Origin of the sequence: Georgenia daeguensis (assembly GCF_039537705.1) — a bacterium.
In the GTDB taxonomy this organism is placed as follows: domain Bacteria; phylum Actinomycetota; class Actinomycetes; order Actinomycetales; family Actinomycetaceae; genus Georgenia; species Georgenia daeguensis.
Genome location: NZ_BAABBA010000006.1, coordinates 173083 through 194406 on the forward strand (window position 1 = coordinate 173083; position 21324 = coordinate 194406).

At 72.1% G+C, this 21324-nt stretch carries 18 protein-coding genes; 4 read left to right on the top strand and 14 right to left on the bottom strand.

The features are described 5' to 3' along the window. Positions 1-105 precede the first annotated feature (105 nt). The 13 genes from ABD774_RS08090 to ABD774_RS08150 form a co-directional block, all read right to left on the bottom strand. A complete protein-coding gene (locus ABD774_RS08090; RefSeq protein ID WP_345039639.1) occupies positions 106-3054 on the bottom strand; it encodes an FAD-binding and (Fe-S)-binding domain-containing protein in 2949 nt (982 codons plus the stop codon). A 124-nt stretch (positions 3055-3178) separates the two neighbouring features. Further along, the gene (locus ABD774_RS08095; protein WP_345039641.1) at positions 3179-3673 is read right to left on the bottom strand and encodes a MarR family winged helix-turn-helix transcriptional regulator; all 495 of its coding nucleotides are present in this window, start codon (positions 3671-3673) and stop codon (positions 3179-3181) included. Between the two features lie 97 nt (positions 3674-3770). Beyond that, entirely contained in the window at positions 3771-4772 is a 1002-nt protein-coding gene (locus ABD774_RS08100) for an FUSC family protein (RefSeq protein WP_345039643.1), read from the bottom strand. A 9-nt stretch (positions 4773-4781) separates the two neighbouring features. Then, positions 4782-5285, bottom strand: coding sequence for a (2Fe-2S)-binding protein (locus tag ABD774_RS08105; protein WP_345039646.1), 504 nt, complete (start codon positions 5283-5285; stop codon positions 4782-4784). Next, the gene (locus ABD774_RS08110; protein ID WP_345039648.1) at positions 5282-6142 is read right to left on the bottom strand and encodes an FAD binding domain-containing protein; all 861 of its coding nucleotides are present in this window, start codon (positions 6140-6142) and stop codon (positions 5282-5284) included. The genes ABD774_RS08105 and ABD774_RS08110 overlap by 4 nt, the downstream gene beginning before the upstream one ends. Beyond that, positions 6139-8463: a xanthine dehydrogenase family protein molybdopterin-binding subunit gene (locus ABD774_RS08115; RefSeq protein ID WP_345039650.1), complete on the bottom strand. Its 2325-nt coding sequence runs from the start codon at positions 8461-8463 to the stop codon at positions 6139-6141. Before ABD774_RS08115 ends, ABD774_RS08110 begins: the two co-directional genes overlap by 4 nt. After that, positions 8460-9242, bottom strand: coding sequence for an ABC transporter permease (locus ABD774_RS08120; protein WP_486327284.1), 783 nt, complete (start codon positions 9240-9242; stop codon positions 8460-8462). The genes ABD774_RS08115 and ABD774_RS08120 overlap by 4 nt, the downstream gene beginning before the upstream one ends. Further along, positions 9236-10030: an ABC transporter permease gene (locus ABD774_RS08125; protein ID WP_345039655.1), complete on the bottom strand. Its 795-nt coding sequence runs from the start codon at positions 10028-10030 to the stop codon at positions 9236-9238. Before ABD774_RS08125 ends, ABD774_RS08120 begins: the two co-directional genes overlap by 7 nt. Further along, on the bottom strand, positions 10027-10824 hold the full coding sequence (locus ABD774_RS08130; RefSeq protein ID WP_345039657.1) for an ABC transporter ATP-binding protein: 798 nt from the start codon (positions 10822-10824) through the stop codon (positions 10027-10029). Before ABD774_RS08130 ends, ABD774_RS08125 begins: the two co-directional genes overlap by 4 nt. Before the next feature lie 34 nt (positions 10825-10858). After that, positions 10859-11854: an ABC transporter substrate-binding protein gene (locus tag ABD774_RS08135; protein ID WP_345039660.1), complete on the bottom strand. Its 996-nt coding sequence runs from the start codon at positions 11852-11854 to the stop codon at positions 10859-10861. Positions 11855-12135: 281 nt separating this feature from the next. Continuing rightward, positions 12136-12516 (bottom strand): RidA family protein, encoded by a 381-nt coding sequence (locus tag ABD774_RS08140; RefSeq protein WP_345039662.1) that lies wholly within the window; start codon positions 12514-12516, stop codon positions 12136-12138. Further along, positions 12513-12818 (bottom strand): hypothetical protein, encoded by a 306-nt coding sequence (locus ABD774_RS08145; RefSeq protein WP_345039664.1) that lies wholly within the window; start codon positions 12816-12818, stop codon positions 12513-12515. The genes ABD774_RS08140 and ABD774_RS08145 overlap by 4 nt, the downstream gene beginning before the upstream one ends. Beyond that, positions 12815-13807 carry an LLM class flavin-dependent oxidoreductase gene (locus ABD774_RS08150; RefSeq protein ID WP_345039666.1) on the bottom strand — a complete coding sequence of 331 codons (993 nt, stop codon included), beginning with the start codon at positions 13805-13807 and terminating at the stop codon, positions 12815-12817. The genes ABD774_RS08145 and ABD774_RS08150 overlap by 4 nt, the downstream gene beginning before the upstream one ends. A gap of 292 nt (positions 13808-14099) precedes the next feature. Here ABD774_RS08150 and ABD774_RS08155 point away from each other — a divergent pair, with 292 nt between their 5' ends. Genes ABD774_RS08155 through hglS form a run of 4 tightly spaced genes read left to right on the top strand, consistent with a single transcriptional unit; the run spans position 14100 to position 18474 of the window. Continuing rightward, positions 14100-14732: an SRPBCC family protein gene (locus ABD774_RS08155; RefSeq protein ID WP_345039669.1), complete on the top strand. Its 633-nt coding sequence runs from the start codon at positions 14100-14102 to the stop codon at positions 14730-14732. Between the two features lie 58 nt (positions 14733-14790). Then, positions 14791-15981 carry an amidohydrolase family protein gene (locus ABD774_RS08160; protein ID WP_345039672.1) on the top strand — a complete coding sequence of 397 codons (1191 nt, stop codon included), beginning with the start codon at positions 14791-14793 and terminating at the stop codon, positions 15979-15981. 11 nt (positions 15982-15992) lie between these two features. Next, the gene (fgd, locus tag ABD774_RS08165) at positions 15993-17060 is read left to right on the top strand and encodes a glucose-6-phosphate dehydrogenase (coenzyme-F420) (RefSeq protein WP_345039676.1); all 1068 of its coding nucleotides are present in this window, start codon (positions 15993-15995) and stop codon (positions 17058-17060) included. A 46-nt stretch (positions 17061-17106) separates the two neighbouring features. After that, positions 17107-18474: a 2-oxoadipate dioxygenase/decarboxylase gene (gene hglS, locus ABD774_RS08170; protein ID WP_345039678.1), complete on the top strand. Its 1368-nt coding sequence runs from the start codon at positions 17107-17109 to the stop codon at positions 18472-18474. A gap of 101 nt (positions 18475-18575) precedes the next feature. On the opposite strand, the gene ppdK is transcribed toward hglS, so the two are convergent. Continuing rightward, positions 18576-21284, bottom strand: coding sequence for a pyruvate, phosphate dikinase (ppdK, locus tag ABD774_RS08175; RefSeq protein WP_345039681.1), 2709 nt, complete (start codon positions 21282-21284; stop codon positions 18576-18578). Between the last annotated feature and the right edge of the window lie 40 nt (positions 21285-21324).

A 21324-nucleotide genomic window follows, 5' to 3' on the forward strand; every position in this document is an offset into this window, starting at 1 on the left:
CCGTCCCTATCTTCGCACGACCGGACGAGCGGGTCACCGGCCCCGCCGGCCGCCGTCGGGGCCAGCGCCTGCCGCCGTCGGGGCCAGCGCCGGCCGCCGTCGGGGCTAGCGCTGGCCGGTGAGGAGCTGGGCGAGGTGGACGCCGTGGCGCCCGGCGAGCTGGTCGGCCTGGGTGCGGCAGGAGAAGCCGTCGGCGAGGTACACGGTGTCCGGGCCGGCCTCGCGCAGGGCCGGCAGGAGGGCGTTCTCGGCCACGGCCACCGACGTCTCGTAGTGACCGGCCTCCATGCCGAAGTTCCCGGCCAGGCCGCAGCACCCGGCCAGGCGGGTGACGGTGGCTCCCGCCCGGGCTAGCAGCGCGGCGTCGGCCTCCCAGCCCATCACCGAGTGGTGGTGGCAGTGCGGCTGGGCCACGACCTCCACGCCCTCGAGCGAGGCGGGCACCCAGTCCGGCCCGGGCCCCACCGGCTCGGGGGCGGTGAGCAGCTCGGCGAGGGTGTAGGTGTCGTCGGCGAGCATCCGCGCGCGGGGGTCGTCGGGCAGCAGGTCGGGCAGGTCCGAGCGCAGGACCGCGGTGCAGGACGGCTCGACGCCGACCACCGGGATGCCGTTCGCCGCGTACGGCGCGAGCACGCCGAGCAGGTGGGTCAGGCGCTTCTTGGCGCCGTCGAGCTGGCCGGTGGAGATCCAGGTCAGGCCGCAGCAGGCGTTCTCGGCCGGGACGATCACGGTGTACCCGGCCTGCTCCAGCAGGGTGACGGCGGCGCGGGCGCCGTCGCCGTCGAGGGTCTCGGAGAACGAGTCCGCCCACAGCACCACGCGGCGCTGAGGATCGCCGGGCGCGCGAGTGCCGTCGCCCGCCGTGGCAGCCGCGCCCGGAGCACGCCCAGCGCGCGCGGTGCCGTGGCGCGCCGGCCGCCCCGCGCCCGCCTGCGCACCGTCCTCGCGCTTGCGCCACCAGGTGGAGAAGCGCTCCTCGGCGAAGGTGACCATCTCCCGGCGCGGGTCCATCCCGCCGGCGCGCAGCACGAGCCGGGCGAGCGGGCGGAACCCCAGGGCGGCGTTGGACAGCCTCGCCAGCGCCGGGACCTTCGTGACCAGACCCGTCCAGCGCGGCAGCTGGCCGAGGAGGTAGTGGTTGACCGGCCGGACCTTGCCGGCGTAGCCGCGGTGGAGCGCCTCGGACTTGTACCGGGCCATGTCCACCCCGGTGGGGCAGTCGGCCGAGCAGGCCTTGCAGGACAGGCACAGGTCCAGGGAGTCGCGCACCGCCGGGGAGTCCCAGGACGTGATGAGCGAACCGTTGGTCAGCTCCTGCAGCACGCGGGCGCGCCCGCGGGTGACGTCCTTCTCGTCCTTGGTGGCCTGGTAGCTGGGGCACATGAAGCCGCCGGCGGCGGAGTTGTCCGCCCGGCACTTGCCCACCCCGGTGCAGCGGTGGACGGCGGTGGCGAAGTCGCCGCCGTCCTCGAGGAAGGCGAACCCCTTGGCCGGCGGCGTGGGCTTCGCGTACGGCCGGCGCAGGTCCGCGTCCAGCGGGGCCGGGTCCACCAGCACCCCGGGGTTGAGGTGCCCGGAGGGGTCGAAGAGCGTCTTGACCTTCCCGAACAGGTCCAGCACCTCGGGGGTGTACATGCGGTCCAGCAGCTCCGAGCGGGCCCGGCCGTCGCCGTGCTCGCCCGAGAGCGACCCGCCGTAGCGGGCAACCAGGTCCGCGGACGCCTCGAGGAACTCCCGCGACGGGCCGATCCCGGCGGGGGTCTCCAGCGGCAGGTCCAGGCGCACGTGCACGCAGCCGTCGCCGAAGTGCCCGTAGAGCAGCCCGTCCACGCCGCGGTCGGCCATCAGCGCGGTGTAGTCGCGCAGGTAGTCGCCGAGCCGCTCGGGCGGGACGGCGGCGTCCTCCCAGCCCGGCCAGGCGGGGTCCCCGGCCGGGGTGCGTCCGCCCAGGCCCGCGCCGTCGGCCCGGATCCGCCACAGCGCGTCGGCCTGCTCCCCCGCCGGGACGACGGCGGCCTCGTCCGTCCCGCCCGCCGCCGCCAGGGCCCGGGCGCGGGCCAGCACGTCCTGAACGCTCTCGCCGGGCTGCGCGCCGACCTCGACGAGCAGCCAGCCGCCGCCCGGCGGCAGCTCCGGCACGGCGGCCGGGCCGCGGTGGCGGCGCACCACGTCGACGAGCCGGGCGTCGATGCCCTCCACCGCCAGCGGGTTGAACTCCAGCAGGGCCGGGACGGCGTCGGCCGCCGTCGCCATGTCCGGGTAGCCCAGCGCCACCACCACCGGCGCCGTCGGCATCGGGACCAGCTCCACCGTCGCGCCGAGCACCGTGACCAGCGTGCCCTCCGACCCCACCAGGAACCTGGCCAGGTCCGTGCCGTGCTCGGGCAGCAGGTGCTCCAGGGAGTAGCCGGAGACCTGCCGCTTGAACCGGCCCAGGGCGGTGCGGATGGTCGCGAGGTTCGCGCTCACCAGCTTCTCCAGGCCCGGCACGGCGTCCAGCGCGCCGGCGCCGTAGCCCGCGGTGAACCGGCGCCCGGAGGCGTCGACCACGTCGAGCGAGCGGACGTTGTCCGCGGTGCGCCCGTAGGCCACGGCGTGCGGGCCGCACGCGTTGTTGCCGATCATCCCGCCGAGCGTGGCGCGGTTCTGCGTCGACGGGTCCGGCCCGAAGCGCAGCCCGTGCGGGCGGGCCACGGCCTGCAGGTCGGACATGACGACGCCCGGCTGGACCACGGCGGTGCGCGCCTCGGGGTCGAGGGAGACGACCTTGTTCATGTGCCGCGAGAAGTCCAGCACCATCCCCGGGCCGACGGCGTTGCCGGCCACCGACGTCCCCGCACCGCGGGCGGTCACCGGGACCTCCAGCCGGCGCGCCACCTCCAGCGCCGCGAGCGCGTCGTCCGCGTCCCGGGGGGCGACCACCACGCGCGGGACCACCCGGTAGTTAGACGCGTCCGTGGAGTACTCCGCCCGCCGGCGCTCGGAGTCGTCGACCTCGCCGGCCACCGCCGTCCTGAGCGCCGCTGCGATGTCGCTGCTGGTCACCGTGCTCACCGGCGTGAGTCTGGCACGGTGCGGAACGTGCGGGAGGCCCGGACCATCGCCTGGACGCCGGCAGGGCCCGCAGCCTGCTCACCGGGCACCCGCGCCGGGGCATGGCGCCCCACGCTCGCCGCTGTCACTGCCCGTGCCCGAGGTGCCGCTCCTCGGTGGCGACGATCCGCTGGAGCATCTCGACGAGGATGGTGCGCTCGCCGGGACTGAACGGAGCGAGGATGACCTCGCTGGACTCGCGTGACGCCCGCACGCCACGGGCGTACACCGCCCTGCCCTCGTCGGTGATCTCGATGGTCTTCATCCGGCGGTCGGTGGGGTCGGCGTGGATGTCGACGAGGCCCCGCTTGTGCAGGCGCTGGACGATGCCCTTCGTCGTGGCAGCGTCCGACCCGACGCTCCGCCCCAGACTGTTCTGGGAGTCGGGACCGGAGCGCACCAGACTCGCGAGAGTGGCGAACTGGATCACCGAGAGCCCGGTGTCGTCGGCGTGCTGGAACGCCGCCGAGCCGCACTGGTGGGCCCGGCGCAGGAGGTAGCCGATGTTCGAGTGCAGGTCGTAGTCGTCCTCCGGCCCCGGCTCGGTCGGACGCTGTTCGCGGATCTGCGTGCTCGTCATGGGGTGCTCTCCTCTTCGGGGGTCAATTGTCGTTCATCGCGCGCCACCCGCGCACGACGACGCAGGGCGGCAGCGCCGGGCCACCGCCCGCCCGGGGCTATGCGGTCGCCGGGCTGCGCGGGGCCGGGACGTAGCAGACGAGCATGACGACGCCCACCCCGACCACGTTCAGCCCGACCCGGACCATGCCCTCGTACCAGCCGTGCGTCTGCGGAAAGTCCCCGGCGATGAGCAGCACGGGCGGCGCCGTCACCGCCCACCAGACGTAGTTCACCGGCCTGAGCGCGAACGCCAGGAACGCCAGGCCCCCCGCGACGAGTCCCATCGTGGCGACGCTCGGTCCGGCCCCCATGAGCACCGCCACCAGCAACGCGGCGACCGTGTTCCCGACGAGCCGCTGGGCCACCCGGGCCCGCGTCGCGGCGGGCGTGGGCCGGACCGAGAGGAGGACCGCCGTGACCAGCCAGTGGCCGCCGTAGAGTCCCAGCGGGGACAGCACCGCGAGCGCGACCGCCACACCGACAGCGGCGGTCCGCCGGACGGTCCAGGACGGCCGTGCCGCCGGGTCCGGAGACCCGGCCGCGACGCCACGCCCCCCGGCGGGCAGGAGCCTCACGGCGAGGGCCGCCAGGGCCACGACGACGGCGCCCGCCAGCTCCCAGACCGCCGGGACGTCGGCCGGGCCGGAGGTCATGTGGGAGCGAACGCCCAGCAGGAGCAGCGCCAGGGCTGCGGTGGTCCCGACGGCCGGCACGCGGAACCCGAGGCCGGCCGCCACCACCACAGAGGCGGCCACGGCGGTCGGGTCCCCACCGAGCGCAGCCACGACCACCGAGGCGAGAGCAACGGTCCCGGTCCTGACCAGGAGCGTGCGTGCGGCGGCGGGGGGCGCAACGGGGATGCTCGGCAGGGCCACGAGGATCATCGCCAGCACGGCTCGGGCCGCCGCATCCGTGCGCCCGGTGAGCGCGCCGGTCAGCAGTGTGCCGCCCACGCCCACGGCCAGCAGGGCGCTCAGGGCCCAGGTCGGCGCTCCGACGGAGCGGGTGAGCGGATGGCGCTCCAGCGTGCGGCGCAGCCTCGCCAGGACCTCGCGCACGGTGCGCCCTCACGAGGTTCGAGGACCGTCGCTGCCGGCGGCGTCGAGCACGGCGTCGACGATCCCGGTGTAACCGGTGCAGCGGCAGATGTTGCCGGAGAGAGCCTCGCGCACCTCGTCCTCGGCCGGCGGGACGGCGCACCGCGCGAGCAGCTCGCACCCGGTCACCATGATGCCGGGCGTGCAGAAGCCGCACTGCAGCCCGTGGTGCCGGCCGAGGGCGTCGCGCAGACGGGTCGCGTACTCGTCGTCCTCGAGGCCCTCCACCGTCGTGACCTCGCTGCCCTCCGCCTGGGCGGCGAGCATCAGGCACGCCCGGACGGACCTTCCGTCGACCAGGACGGTGCAGGCCCCGCACACCCCCTGCTCGCAGCCGAGGTGCGTGCCGGTCAGCCCCAGATGGTCCCGGAGGAAGTCAGCGAGGCTGAGCCGGACGGGCACCGCGCGGCTCACCTCGCGACCGTTCACCCGGGCGGTGAGGGTGATCTGGGTACTGCCTGCGGTCTCGTTCATGTCTGCTCCATCTGCGCGAGCGCGCGGGCACGGGCCTGGGCGGCCGCCTCGGCGAGCGCGGCGGACGCCACCGCTCGCACGTAGTCGACGTCGTCGGCCCCCGGCTCGAGGTCGGCCGTGACCTCACGGGCCCACGGCTCCCAGTCGTCGTCCGTCGGGAGGTCGGCGCCCACCGCCTCGACCAGGACCGGGGTCTCTCCCACGTTGAGCATGCTCGCGCGGAGGGTCAGCGCCCGTCCGTCCGCGTCCGTGCTGAGGTGGACCGCGGCTCCGGCGATGGCGTAGTCCCCGTGACGCGGGGCGTGCTCGACGAAGCCCCACCCGGTCCGGGGGCCGCGGTCGGGGACGGTCACCCAGGTGATCAGCTCGTCGGGCTCGAGAACCGTCTCGTAGTGCGCCTCGAAGAAGTCCTCCGCCGGGACGGTGCGCCGCCCCCGCTCGACGGAGTCGACATGGAGGAGCGCCCCGAGCAGCACCATCGCCGAGGGCAGCTCCCCGGCGGGGTCCGCGTGCGCGAGCGAGCCTCCGAGGGTTCCGCGGTTGCGGATCGCGGGGTGCCCGATGTGGGACACCATCTCGGTCAGCACCGGGTGCCGTTCACCGAGCGTGGTGTGCTCGAGGAGGTCCCGGTGGGTCATGAGCGCTCCCAGGATCACCTGGCCGTCGTCGTCGAAGGACCGGCGCAGCTCGTGCAGGTGACCGAGATCCACCACGAGGCCAGGCCTGGCGAGTCTCATGTTCATCAGGGTCAGCAGGTTCTGGCCGCCCGCGAGCGCCTTGGCGTCGGGATCGCGCAGCGCCTCGAGCGCCTCCTCCACGGTGCTCGGCCGCAGGTAGCGGAACGGGGCCGGCTTCATGCAAGACTCCGCTCTCTCATGGCCTCTCGGACGAGTGCCCGCGAGACGGGGGTCGAGCGGATGTGGAGGTCGTTCCCCACGGCGTCGTCGACGGCGGAGGCGATGACGGCGTAGGCGGCGATGGTGCCGCTCTCCCCCGCGCCCCGCACGCCGATCGGGTTCTCGGGGGTGCCGACGGCGAGGTGCCGCACGCGCACACGGGGGACGTCGTCGGTGGCCGGCACCTGGTAGGTGAGGAACGTGGTCGCGGTCGGCTGCCCGTCCGGGCCGTAGGTGAACTCCTCGGTCAGCGCACCGCCGATGCCCTGGGCCACGCCGCCCGTTACCTGGCCCGCGACGACCGTGGGGTTGATCTCCGCACCGCCCTCGTGAGCCACGGCGTAGTCGAGGACCCGGACCACGCCGCTCGAGGGATGCACGCCGACGACCGCGGCGTGGACGCCCATGGTCCACGTGACGGTCCGGGGCCGGTAGACGTGCGTGACGTCGAGCTGCGCGCCGAGAGCCTCCAGCGCTCCCCCGGGCGCGAGAGCGACCGCCAGCTCTGGCCACGTCACCGTCCGGCCCTCCGCCTGGAAGGTCCCGGACCGGTACCGGACCGCCTCGACCGGCACGTCCGCCAGCCGCGCGACGACCTCGGCGGCCCGGTCGATGAGCTCACGTCCCGCGAGGTGGACCGCCGACCCGGCGAGCACCGCGGACCGGCTCGCGAACGAGCCGACCCCGAACTCGAGCAGGTCGGTGTCCGCGCGGGCGTACCGCACCTCGTCGAACGGCACCTCCAGCGCGTCGGCCGCGACCTGCGCGAACGAGGTCTCGTGGGACATCCCGGCGGAGGCGGCGCCGGTGACGACGACGAATCCGCCGCCCGGGTCGAGCCGGACGCGGGCGGCCTCCCAGGGCCCACGACCGGTGGCCTCGATGTAGGAGGCGACGCCGTAGCCGATCATGAGGTCGGGGCGTGCGGCGGCGAGCTCCGCCGCCCGCGAGCGCGGGAGCATGTCGACGACCGCCTCGAGACAGGCGACGTAGTCACCGCCGTCGTAGGCGATCGGTACGCCGTCGCGGTAGGGCAACGGCCGTTCGTAGGGCATGTCCTCGGCGCGCAGCAGGTTGCGGCGGCGGATCTCCTCGGGGGAGATGCCGAGCGCTGCGGCGGCCGCGTCCAGGCTCCGCTCGAGGGCGAACGAGGCCTCCGGACGGCCGGCGCCCCGGTACTGGGCGACGATGCACTTGTTGGTGATGGCTGCGCGTCCCCGGATCCTGGCCGCCGGGACCCGGTAGGGCCCGAGCAGGTGGATCCCGGTGTTGGCCACGATGCCCCCCACCCACAGGCTGCCTGAGCCGATGTCGACGACGAAGTCGTCCTCCCAGAGCAGGATGCGACCCTGCGGGTCGACGCTGAGGCGGGCGTCGTGGACCTGGTCGCGCCCCTGGGCTGCCGCGGTCAGGTTCTCCTGCCGGTCCTCGACCCAGGCGACCTCGAGCCCGGTGCGCCGGGCGAGCGCGGCGAGCACGATCTCCTCGGCGTAGACGTTCGCCTTGGACCCGAACCCGCCTCCGACGTCGGGAACGGCCATGTGCACCGTCTCCACGCCGACACCGAGGGCGGCGCAGACGGCCTGCCGCACCATGTGCGGGATCTGGGTCGAGGTGCGCACCTCGAGCCGGTCACGCTGGGGGTCGTACCAGGCGTGGACGCCGCGCGTCTCCATCGGGACGGCTCCGTGCCTGCCCATGCGGTAGCGCCCCGCGACGGTGACGGCGTCCTCCGGCAGCTGGTCGGTGCCGAACTGGATGGCGATGCGGCCGGCCTCGTTGTCGCGCATGCCCGGGTGCACCTGGGGACTGCCGCTGCGCAGCGCCTCCTCGGCGTCGACGACGGCGGGCCGGCGCTCGTAGTGCACGTGCACGTGCTCGGCCCCGTCCTCGGCGCTGTACCGGTCCCGCGCGACGACCGCGGCGACCGGCTGGCCGACGTAGGTCACGCGCCCCTCGGCAAGGACCGGGATCTCCTGCGGGTGCATCTCGAAGCCGGCGGCCTCGGCGAACTCGGCCGAGGGGCGGGTGAGCACCTCGATCCGGTTCATGGCCAGGCCGAGGTCCGCCACCGTGTAGACGCCGACGACACCGGGCACGGCGAGCGCTTGCTCCACGTCGATGCCGACGATGTCCGCCGCGGCCTCCCGCGAACGCACGAACGCCACCTGGTAGGCGCGGGCCGTGCCGTCCGCGAGGTAGGCGCCCTCCCCGCGCAGGAAGCGCCCGTCCTCGCGGCGGGGCACGGAGCGGCCGACGAGCCGTCCTGCGGGCTCGCTCACCGGATCTTCTTCTCCAGGTTCCACAGGGCCACGGAGATGACGAAGGAGGTGACGATCAGCAGCAGCAGCGTGGCGACCATCGTCGCGTACTCCGCGTGGCTGAAGGCCTGCAGCACCACCCGGCCCAGCCCGCGGTCCGTGGCGAAGAACTCGGACAGGACGACGCCGGACATCGCCAGGCTGACGGAGAGCCGGACACCGGTGAGCAGAGGCTTGCGGATGCCGGGCAGGACGATGTGGACCAGCCGCTGCCAGCGCGACGCCTGCGTGGACAGGGCGAGCTTCCAGTACACCGGGGGCAGCTCCCGCACGCCCGTGGCGACGTTGACGAAGACGGGGAACAGCGCGAACAGGATGCCCATCGCGACCTTTCCGCCCCCGAGGCTGAACAGCTGCAGAAGGATGGGGTACAGCACGATCTTGGGCAGGCCGTTGAAGGCGACGAGCAACGGTTCGAGCAGGGCCTTGGCCCAGTCCGAGAACCCGACCAGCAGACCCAGGACGAAGCCGATGCCGGCCCCGACCACGAAGGCGCGCACCGTCGCGCCCGCGGTGACCGCGAGGTCCGTGCGGTACTGGGGGTCGGCGAGGTTGGCGAAGAGCTCCTGCACCGTCGCCGCGGGCGAGGGGATGACGAAGACCAGGCCGGAGGAGATCTGCCACAGGAGCACGACCGCACCGGCGAGCACCACCGGCCCGACGGTGTTCCGGGTCAGCGCGATCTTCGGCAGCGGCGCGATCCTCGAACGAGCGATCGTGACGTCAGGGGTGCTCACCATGAGATCCGTCCACGAAGGATCAGTCGCTCGACCAGGCCGAGCAGGACTGTCAGGGCCACCGAGATCAGGAGGACGACGACGATGTACGCGTACATCCCGGTGTCGTCGAAGATCTCGTACAGGTATCGGATGCGGTAGCCCAGGCCGGCCTGGGCGGTCACGAACTCCATGGCGACGCACCCGATGAGCGAGTAGACGAGCGCCATGCGGAGCCCGGCGACGAGGTAGGGGCCCGCGGCGGGCAGCGCGACGGCGAAGAGCATCTGGCGCGGGCTGAGGTTCAGCGACCGGCCGAGCTTGGTGTAGACCGGACGCATCGATGCCAGGCCGACGGCGGTGTTGAGGGCCATCGGGATCGCCGCCATCGCGGTGGCCAGCAGGATCACCGACCACACGTTGATCCCCACCAGGACGATCATGAACGGGTAGAAGAGAGCCAGCGGCACCGCGTAGAGCGCCACCAGGTACGGCTCGAAGGCGCGGCCGACCGCCGGCAGCTTCCAGAACGTGATGCCGGCCAGCAGCCCGAAGACCGAGCCGAACACGAGCGAGACGGCGACCTCGAGGCCGGTCCGGTAGGCGTCGCTCCAGAACTGGGCGTCATCGAGCAGGCCGGCCACCCCCTGGAACATCACGGAGACAGGCGGGATCACGTCCCACCAGTCGGCGCGGCCCCCGACCTCGAGCAGCAGGCCCAGAACCGCGACCACGAGGGTCGTCCCTGCCACACTGACCGCGGGCTGCCGCGGGTCGAGGCGCAGACGTGGCGCCGTGGTGCTGGCGCTCACGCTGACATCTCCTCCTGCTGGAAGCCACGCATCGACTCAGCCTGCAACGAGGTCCAGATCCTGTTGTGGAGCTCGTTGAACTCGTGCGTGGAGACGATGGAGGCGTCGCGCTGCTCCGGGAGGTCGACGTCGATGACGTCGATGATGGTCCCGGGGCGGTAGGACATCACCCAGACCTGCTGCGACAGCAGGATCGCCTCACCGATGTCGTGGGTGACGAAGACGACGGTCTGCTGGGTGCGTGACCAGATCTGGCGCACCTCGGCACCCAGGAAGATGCGGGTCTGCTGGTCGAGCGCGGCGAAGGGCTCGTCCATGAGCACCACGTTCGGCTCGAGCGCCAGCGTCCGGGCGAGAGCCACCCGCTGACGCATGCCGCCGGAGAGCATCGAGGGGTACGAGTGCTCGAAACCGCTCAGGCCGACGAGGTCGATCGCCTCCTGCGCCCGGCGCTGCTGCTCCGCCCGCGGCGTCCCGCCCATCTGCATCGCGAAGCGCACGTTCTCCTCGACGTTGCGCCAGGGGAGGGTGGAGTCCTCCTGGAACACGAACCCGATGTGCCGGTCGGGACCGGTCACCTCGCGGCCGTGGACCTGGACCGCTCCCGAGGTGGGTTTCTGGAGGCCGGCGATCACCGCCAGCAGGGTCGACTTCCCGCAGCCGCTCGGTCCCACGATGGAGACGAAGCTTCCACCGGGGATGTGCTGGGTGACGTTCTCGACGGCTGTGACGGTCCCCTTGGGCGACGGGAACCTCACCCCGACATCGGTGATCCGGATTCCGGTGTCGTTCATGTGTTGTCGGCCTTCCGCAGTGTTTCGGTGGTCGTTACAGGTCCGTCTGGTCGTCCTCGGGCAGGTACTGCTGGTCCAGCGCGGTGGACCAGTCGATCGGCTCGGCGATCTGGCCGGCCGTCACCATGAGCTTCGAGAGGTTCTCGAGCGTCTCCGGGTCGACGGTGAGCGAGTACGCCTTCTCGAGGTCCGGCGTCTGGGCCATGGCCTCGACCATGACCTCCTCCGAGACCTTCAGGAGCGGCGCCAGGTCCTTCGCGGCGGCGGCCGGGTCGCTGACGATCCACTCGTTCAGCCGGTCGACGGCGCGGAAGAACGCGCGGAGGTTCTCCGGGTTCGCCTCGGCGTAGTCGTCGTTCACGGCCACGAGGTCGGCAGGCATGTCGCCGATGACCTCCCGCGAGTTCAGCACGACCTCGGCTCCATCGTTCATGACCTTGTCGGCGATGAACGGCTGCATCGCCCAGCCGGCGGTGATCTGCCCGGCCTTGGCGGCCGTCCAGTTGTCGCCCGCGCCGCCGACCGCCTGCGTGGTGATGCCGTCGAGCTCCGCCTCGAGGTTCTTGGTGATCAGCTCGGTCGAGGACCCCGCGGAGCTGAAGCCGATCACCGACCCCTCGGTCAGCTCCGTGCCGGCGGGCGCGATCCAGGAGAAGTCGTTCACCTGGAACCACGGGGCGATGATCGTGAGGTTGGAGGACTCCTGCTGCGCGGCGAGCACGATGGAGGTGTTGCCGGCGATCGCCATGTCAGCGTCGCCGCTCGTCACCACGCGGAGCGTGTTGCCGCCGCCGCTGGCGGAGTAGAGGGAGACGTCGAGGCCCTCCTCCTCGAACCATCCCTTGTCGATGCCGGCCTGGAGCATGGCCATGAACGGCAGGCTGTCGACACCGGTGGCCGAGATCGTGAGCTCGTCGGTGGTCTCACCGCCGGCGGTGTCCGCCTCTCCGGCCGAGCAGGCCGCGAGTGCGAGCGCGAGGCCTCCGAGGACGGCCAGGGCGGGAACCGTGCGTCGCGTGGTGGTGGTCATGGCGAGTTCCTCCAGGGTGGATCGTCGAACCAGCAGGGTGTGCACGCTAGAGACTGTAGGTACAGAAATGACTCTGAAGGTTTCCTTCAAGTAACAGCCCTGTCAAGAGTTGGTTTCTGTATCTCTGAACGTCATTGTTCAGCACCATCGTTGGTGCAGGAACGGTGAACCAGGCCCTCAGCGTAGCGAGAGAAGTGGATCGGGGAAAGGGTGTCTACGAACGAATCTTCCGGCGGCTGGTCGACACCCCGTGACGCCGCCCGAGGCCGCGCACGGACCGGTCAGGACAGCATCGCCACTCCGTCGATCTCGACCTTGTTCCCGGGATTCAGCCCGCAGTAGATCGTCGTGCGTGCCGGGTACGGTTCCACCATCGCCGCATCGTAGGCGGCGTTCATCGCCGCATAGTCGCCCGTGTCCACCAGGTAGACGCGCACCGAGACCAGGTCGGCCATGGACGCCCCCGCCGCGCGCAGCACGGACCGGAGATTCTCGAGCGCCTGCCGGGTCTGGGCGCCGACATCCTCGCTCACCGGGCGGCCCGTCCCCGGGTCGGTGCCGACCTGGCCGGAGAGGAAGAGCAAGGAGCCGCAGCGCACCGCCTGGGAGTAGGCGGCCCTCGGCGTGGGCGCCTCGTCCGTCGCGATCGGCTCGACCCTCATCGGCCCCACCTCCGCTGCAGGGCGAGGCCCAGGGCGGCCCCGAGCAGCGCCGCGACCGCGGTGGCGGCGTCCGGCACGCGCGCGGAGCCCACGGGGACGACCGGGCGTTCACCACCTCCGGGGGTGCCCTGCGGCGCGCCGGTGGTGGTGCCGGCCGCTCCGGCGACCGCCCCGCCCGCACGCACAGCCGCCCCGTCCTCCGGCCGCGCCGACGACGCGGCGGCCCTGCCCCGCAACGGGGGCGGCGCCCCCAGCTCGCCGCCGCCGGGCGGCGGGTACAGACCGGGCACCGGCGTCGTCACAGGCCGTCCGCAATCTCTGCGAAGGTACGGATCGTCTGCTCCTTGCTCTGCCCGGGCCGCACGAAGGGCACGATCGAGACCTGGTCCACGCCGAGCCCCTTGATGTCCCGCAGCCGCTCGGCGCACTCGTCCGGGGTGCCCGCGAGCGCGAAGAGGTCCACGAGGCCGTCCGGCACGAGGTCCGCGTGCGCGGCCTCCGTGTCCATGTGCTCGTAGTAGTTGTACGTCTCCTTGATCCGGTCGACCGCCGCCTGGAGCGAGGGGTCGATCGGTGCGGGAAGGGGACGGATGGAGACGCGGGAGACGTGGGCCCGGACGAGGTCCCGGGCCTCCGTGCGGTCCTCGTTGATCGCCGTCGGCGTCCAGAGCACGATGTGCACGTCAGAGAGCGACTTCCCCGCCTCCTTCGCCCCCTTCTCGATCGTCCGCAGGGCAGCCTCGATGAACTCGGGGGCGGTGCCGACGAGCACGATGACGCCATCGGCGATCCGGCCCGACATCTGCAGGATCTTCGGGGCCGAGGCGGCGATGTAGATCGGCACCTCCTGCGGCTCGGTCAACCAGCCGAGGCGGAAGGTCGACCCGCTGGTCGCCTCCTCGACCTCGCCGCCGCGGAAGAGGGTGCGCAGGTCATCCACCGACTTCTCGAGCTCGGCAAGCTTCTGCGGCTTGAGCCCCATGGTGCGCAGGGACGAGTCCCCCGTGCCGATCCCCAGCCGGGCGCGCCCGCCGGTGTACTCGTGGAGCGCCGCCCAGAACGAGGCGACCACGGAGGGGTGCCGGGTCGACGCGTTGGTCACGCCCGTCCCGAACGTGATGCGTTCCGTGCCGACGGCCGCGGCGCCCATCGTCAACGAGGACTCCCGCCAGATGTTCTGGGAGTCGCCGAACCACACGCTCTCGTACCCCAGCGACTCGCACAGCTGGACGTACGACCGCATGGCGTCGACGGGCTCGGTCGGGAAGAGTCCTATCCCCTTGGTCAGCACCTGGCTACCCCTTCGTCGTCGTTGCGCCCGACAGGTGCCCGCCGCTCTGCTCGGCACCGTGACATCGAACTGTAGGACTACCTACAACCCAGACCTTCTCACCATCGGGCCCAGAAGCGCAACGACCACCTCAGAAGTCGTGGAGAATCTCCGCGACGTTGTTCCCAAGAGTGTTGTTCTGCTGTAGGTTTACGCCCACGCTCCGGCACGGCGACGACGTCCGGACCGCACAGCAGGGCATCGGAATCCAGTCCCGAGAATCATTTGTTCTCATACGACTTATGAGGTCAGCATGGAGCTCACCAACAGTTTCGACGTCGCGGCGCCACCGGACGTCGTGTGGCGGACGGTCGGTGACATGCCCCAGGTCGCCCTCTGCCTGCCTGGCGCGGTCATAGTCTCGCAGGACGGTGACACCTACCACGGCCGGGTCACGATCAAGGTCGGACCCATCTCGATGGGCCTGGGCGGCACCGCCACCGTCGTGGCGCGGGACGACGACGAGCGTCGGCTCGAGGTCCTCATCAGCGCCGAGGACGTGACAGGGCAGGGAACGGTCGAGGCGACCTTGGTGGTCACCGCCGACCCGTCGCCGGCCGGCACGACGGTCTCGATCGCCACCACCATGCAGCTCGGCGGCAAGGTCGCGCAGTTCGGCTCCGGTCTCCTCACCCAGGTCTCCGGCCGGATCGTCAAGCAGGTGGCGAAGAGGATGGGCGCGCTCGTCGAGTCCGGGGCCGCGTCCGCCGGCCACGGCCCCACTGACGCCGCGGGCGTCGCTGCCGGCGTCGGCCCGGCCGTCCCCCGCACCCGCCGGACCGTCCTCGTCGAACCGGCCCGGCTGGCGCAGCTGGCCGCGGTCGCGGTCGCCGCCGCGGTCTTCGGCTGGTCCCTGGGCCGGTCGTTGGAGCCGGCGGCCCGCTAGCACGCCCCGACGGCGGGCCGGCGCACGCCGGCCCCTGAACACAGCACGGGAGAAGAACATGAAGACGCTCATCGACTCCATCGGGGTCCTGGCGACCGGCGAGGCCGGGGTGCCGCCGCTGCGGGACACCAACCTCGTCATCGAGGACGGGATCGTGACCGGGGTCGGCGTCGACGTCGCCTCCCCCGACCGGGTGCTCGACGCAGGCGGGCTCACCGTCATCCCGGGCCTCGTCGACGGGCACGTGCACCCCACGTTCGGTGAGTGGACCCCGGCGCAGAACGCGATCGGCTGGTTCCACAACTACCTCCACGGCGGCACGACGACGATGGTCTCGGCCGGTGAGCTGCACATCCCGGGTCTGGACTTCACGGCCCTGACCCCCGAGCTCGTGGTGTCCATCGCCACGGTGTCCCGGCACACCACGGCCAGGATGCGTCCCTCGGGCGTCAAGGTCGTCGCCGGCACCGTCCTGCTCGTCCCCGGGATGACCGAGAGCCACTTCGACCGGCTGCAGGCGGAGGGCGTCACCCAGGCGAAGTTCATCTTCTACGACTGGAACCTGCTGGACACCGGGGAGCCCGCGCAGTACCTGAGGTGGTGCCACGACCGGGGCATCACCGTGAAGATGCACTCCGGCGGCGTGTCCCGCTCGGGCTCCAGCCGTGTCGCGGGGTTCGACATCGTCGCTGCCGTCGGCCCGGACATCGTCGGGCACATCTCCGGCGGACCGATCCCGATGCCCGACGATGACATCCGGAACGTCGTGGACCTGCTTCCGGGCACCGCGCTCGAGGTGTGCAGCTCGATGAACTACCGCGCCACCGCCTTCGTGGTGGAGCAGCTGCTCGCCCAGGGCTCGTTCTCGCGGCTCACGCTCGGCACCGACACGCCGGGCGGCACCGGCGTCATCCCCCGGGGGATGCTCCGGAACATCTGCATGCTCTCCTCGATGTGCGGCGTCGACCCGGCCGAGGCCGTGGCCGCGGCGACGGGCACGACGGCCCGCGCCCACGGCCTCGACGTCGGGGTGCTCGCTCCCGGCCGGCCCGCCGACCTGGTCGTCCTCGGCCCGATCACCGGTTCGCTCGGGGAGGACGCCCTCGAGTGCTTCGCGCTGGGTGACCTCCCCGGCATCGCGGCGGTGCTCGTCGACGGCGAGCCCCTCGTCGACGGTCGCAGCGAGCAGACCCCGCCCCCGCGCCAGGCCGTCACCTGGCGCCCGCTGAACCACGCACTCACCGTCTAGAGAGGACAGCCATGCCACTTCGTCTCGGGTACAAGGCCTCCGCCGAGCAGTTCGGGCCCGCGGACCTCGTCCGTTTCGGGGTCGCGGCCGAGGACGCCGGTTTCGACTCCGTGTTCATCTCGGACCATCTGCAGCCCTGGCGTCACGACGGCGGGCACGCACCGGCCGCGCTCCCCTGGCTGGGAGCCCTGGGAGCCAGCACCGACCGGATCGTGATGGGCACCTCGGTGCTGACACCCACGCTGCGCTACCACCCGGCCGTGGTCGCCCAGGCCTTCTCCACGCTCGGTCAGCTCTTCCCGGGGCGTCTCGTGCTCGGCATCGGTTCCGGCGAGTCTCTCAACGAGGTCCCGCTGGGCATCGAGTGGCCCGACGGCAAGGAGCGGTTCGCGCGTCTCAAGGAGGCGCTGCTGCTCATGCGGCAGCTGATGACCGAGGACCGCGTGACCTTCGAGGGCAACTTCTACCGCACGAAGCTGGTCACGATCTACGACCGCCCGGAAAGGCCCGTCCCCATCTACGTCGGTGCCTCGGGCCCCTCCGCCACCCGCCTCGCGGGTCGCCTGGCGGACGGGTTCATCACGACGTCGGGGAAGGCGGAGTCTCTCTACAGCGAGACCCTCCTGCCGGCGCTGTCCGAGGGGGCGGAGAAGGCCGGACGGACCCTCGACGACCTCGACCTGCTGATCGAGATGAAGGTGTCCTTCGACCCCGATGCCGAGCGGGCGCTGCGGGACACGGCGAACTGGGCGGCGCTGGCGCTGAAGCCGGAGGAGAAGACGGGCATCGAGGACCCCATCGAGATGCAGCGTCTCGCCGACGCGCTGCCGCTCGAGCGGGCCGCCTCACGGTGGATCGTCTCCAGCGACCCGGACGAGCACGTCGCCCGGATCCGCCCGTACCTCGATCTCGGCTTCCGCCATCTCGTGTTCCACGCGCCCGGCGTCGACCAGGAGCGTTTCCTGCGTCTCTACGGCGCAGAGGTGCTGCCCCGCCTGCGGGCGCTGGAGCTGGAGCAGGACTCCGCACGACGTACCGGTGCCGACCCGGTCCTCGAAGGATCGCCCGCGGCCCGCTGAGCCGACCCGACGACCACGCCCACCCGAGACAGAAAGAAGTCGAACGATGTCTGAAGTCCTTCCCTGGCAGCTGCGGGCAGCCTTCGCGCGCAGCCTCTCCGACATGTACGGCAAGGAGGTCCCCGCCTACACCAGCCTGCTCGAGGTGTCCCACGCCGTGAACGCCGACGTCGTCGCCCGCCTCGGCGCCGACGCCGAGCGGCTCGGCAGCATCGACCGTGTCACCGCCGAGCGTCACGGGGCGATCCGTCTCGGCACCCCGAGGGAGATGGCGCAGGTCGCCAGGATCTTCGGTGCCATGGGCATGCACCCGGTCGGGTTCTACGACCTGCGTGAGGCCGCGACCAGCGCGGCCGTGCCGGTCATCTCCACGGCCTTCCGCCCGATCGCCGCCGACGAGCTGGCACGGAACCCGTTCCGGGTCTTCACCTCCATGCTCACCCCGTCGGACCGGAGGTTCTTCTCCGCCGACCTCCAGCGACGCCTCGAGTCGTTCCTCGACGCCCGCGAGATCTTCCCGCCCGAGCTCATGGAGCTGGCGGACCGCGCCGAGACCCACGGCAGCCTGAGCAGCACGGACGCCGAGCGGTTCCTCGAGCTTTCCACCGCCTCCTTCGAGCTCTCCCGCGAGCCGGTGGACCGGGCCTGGTACGACGAGCTGGAGGCGGTCTCGGCCGTCGCCGCCGACATCGGCGGGGTGGCCAGCACGCACATCAACCACCTCACCCCGCGGGTGCTCGACATCGACGATCTCTACGCCCGCATGGAGGCTCGCGGCATCACGATGATCGACGACATCCAGGGCCCGCCCCGCTGGGAGGGACCGGACGTGCTGCTGCGCCAGACCTCCTTCCGGGCCCTGGCCGAGCCGCGCGCCTTCCGCCTGCCCGACGGGACGATCGAGACGTCCTCCTTGCGCGTGCGCTTCGGAGAGGTGGAGGCCCGTGGCATCGCCCTGACCCGCGAGGGCCGGGCCATCTACGACCGGGCGGTCGCGGAGGTCGACGAGCGCTCCGCCGGCCTGGGCGCCGAGGAGCGTCAGGAGATCAACCGGGAGGTCTGGCGCCGGGAGTTCCCCACCACCGAGGCCGAGCTCGCCGCCCGGGGACTGGCGTACTTCACGTACGGCGTCGTCGACGGCGCGGCCGTGCCCGAGCCGATCGTGTACGAGGACTTCCTCCCGCGCTCGGCCGCGGGCATCTTCCAGTCCAACCTCACCGACGAGGGGTCCAAGGACGTCTCCCAGGAGGGTGTAGCCCGCGACGCCGACTGGATGGCCGGCGCCCTGGAGCGGGATCTCAACGACCCCTTCGACCTCTACGCGCGGCAGAGCGAGCAGTCGCGCCGTGACGCGGCCGCCGCGCTCGGGGTCCGGCCCGACGAGCTCGACGCACGGATCGTCGCCTCCGTCTAGACGGCCGCCCCCAGGGGCTGGGCGGGTGTGCACCGGAACTCCCGCCCAGCCCTTCGTCGTTCCTCCCCGCAGCCGGCCGGGCCTCCAGCCCAGTCACCGGCTCAGGCGGTGGTGTCCTCCCCCGCCATGACGGCGGCGCGGCCGGCCTCGAGGCGGGCGATCGGCACCCGGAACGGCGAGCAGGAGACGTAGTCGAGCCCGGCGTTGTGGAAGAAGTGGATGGACTCGGGGTCGCCGCCGTGCTCGCCGCACACTCCCATGTGCAGATGCGGCTTGGTCGAGCGGCCGCCCTCCACGCCCGCGCGGACGAGGGCGCCGACGCCGTCGCCGTCGAGGGTCTCGAACGGGGAGATGGTCAGCACCCCGTTCTCGAGGTAGTCGGCGAAGAACGCGCCCTCGACGTCGTCGCGGGAGAAGCCCCAGGTGGTCTGGGTCAGGTCGTTGGTGCCGAAGGAGAAGAAGTCGGCCTCCTCGGCGATGCGGTGCGCGGTCAGCGCCGCACGGGGCAGCTCGATCATGCAGCCGATCGGCACGTCCAGCGTGGTCCCGGCCGCGGCGCCGACCTCGGCGAGGATGCCCTCGGCCTCCTCGCGGACGATCTGCAGCTCCCGCACGGACCCCACGAGCGGGACCATGATCTCCGGGCGCGGGTCCTTGCCCGCCCGGCGCAGCTCGACCGTGGCCTCCGCGATCGCCCGGATCTGCAGGGCGAACAGGCCCGGCACCTTCAGCCCGAGCCGCACCCCGCGCAGACCGAGCATCGGGTTCTGCTCGTGCATGCGCTGCACCGCCGCGAGGAGCTTGACGTCCCGCTCCTCGACCTTGCCCTGCTCCTTGGCCACCGCGACCTTCACGGCCAGCTCGGTCAGGTCGGGCAGGAACTCGTGCAGCGGCGGGTCGATGAGCCGGATCGTGGTCGGCAGTCCGTCCATCGCCTCGAGCAGGTCGACGAAGTCCTTGCGCTGCAGCGGCAGCAGCTCGGCCAGGGCCGCCTCGCGGGCCTCACCGCCCTCGGCGAGGACGAGGTGCTCGATGTACGTGCGCCGCTCGCCGAGGAACTGGTGCTCGGTGCGGCACAGCCCCACCCCCTGCGCGCCGCGCTCGCGCGCCCGGCGCCCGTCCTCGGCGGTGTCGGCGTTGGCCCGCACCTGCATGCGCCGCACCGAGTCGGCGTGGGTGAGGATCCGGTCGACGGCGAGCACGAGCTCACGGGTGGCGTCGTCCTCGCTCGCGGCGAGCCCGGCGTCCAGGCCCTCGGCGATGTAGCGCATCACCGGGGAGTCGACCACCGGCACCTCGCCGAGGAACACCTCGCCGGTGGTCCCGTCGAGCGCGATGACGTCGCCCGGGTGGAGCACCTGCCCGGCGACCCGGACCTCCTGGGCGACGACGTCGACGTCGATCTCCTCGGCCCCGACCACCGCCGTCGTCCCCATGCCGCGCGCGACCACGGCGGCGTGGGAGGTCTTCCCGCCGCGCGAGGTCAGCACGCCGGCCGCGACGATCATGCCCTGCAGGTCGTCGGGGTTGGTCTCCCGGCGCACGAGGATGACGTTCGCCCCCGCCTGGGTGCGTGTCAGCGCCTGGGCGTTGTCCAGGACGATCTCCCCGACCGCCGCGCCCGGCGATGCCGCCATGGCGCGGGTGAGGAGCTTGCGGTCCGCCTCGCCGTCGAACTGGGGGAACAGCAGCTGCGTGAGCTGGGCGCCGGAGACCCGGGAGATCGCCTCGTCCATGGTGATGAGGTTCTCGTCCACCAGCTGGGTGGCCACCCGGAACGCCGCGCCGGCGGTGCGCTTGCCCACCCGGGTCTGCAGCAGCCACAGCTTGCCGCGCTCGATGGTGAACTCGATGTCGCACAGGTCCCGGTAGTGGGTCTCCAGCCGGCGCATCGCCTGCATGAGCTCGGCGTAGGACTTCGGGTCCAGACCCTCCAGCTCCGCCAGGGTCAGGGTGTTGCGGATGCCGGCGACGACGTCCTCGCCCTGGGCGTTGGGCAGGTAGTCCCCGTACACCCCGGAGTGCCCGGTGGAGGGGTCGCGGGTGAAGGCCACCCCGGTGCCGGAGGTCTCCCCCAGGTTCCCGAAGACCATCGTCACCACGTTGACCGCGGTGCCCAGGTCGTTCGGGATGCGCTCACGGCGCCGGTACAGCCGCGCCCGCTCGGTGTTCCACGAGCCGAAGACGGCCTCGATGGCCATGTCCAGCTGCTCGCGGGGGTGCTGGGGGAACTCCCGCCCGGACTCCTCACGCACGATCTGCTTGAACGACTCCACCAGGTCCTTGAGGTCCTCCGCGGTCAGGTCGACGTCGGTGGCCGCGCCGACCTCCTTCTTCTTCGCCTCCAGCGCCGAGGCGAAACGCTCGCCGTCAATCTCCAGCACGGTCTTGCCGAACATCTGGATCAGGCGCCGGTAGGAGTCCCACGCGAAGCGCTCGTCCCCGGAGAACTCGGCCAGCCCCTTCACCGAGGCGTCGTTGAGCCCGACGTTGAGGACCGTCTCCATCATGCCGGGCATCGAGAACTTCGCCCCCGAGCGCACCGAGACCAGCAACGGCTCGTGGAAGTCGCCGTGGCGCCGCCCGATCGTGTCCTCGATCTCGCGCATCGCCATCGTGACCTCGACGCGCAGCTCGGGCGGGACCTGCCCGTCGCGCATGTACGCCCGGCACGCCTCGGTGGTGATCGTGAACCCCGGCGGGACCGGCAGACCGATCTTCGTCATCTCCGCCAGGTTGGCACCCTTGCCACCCAGCAGGTCCTTCTGGTCCTTGTCACCCTCGCTGAACCGGTACACGTACTTCGCCATCGCGACTCTCCTCGCCGTCGGGTGTTCGCGGCCAGGCTAC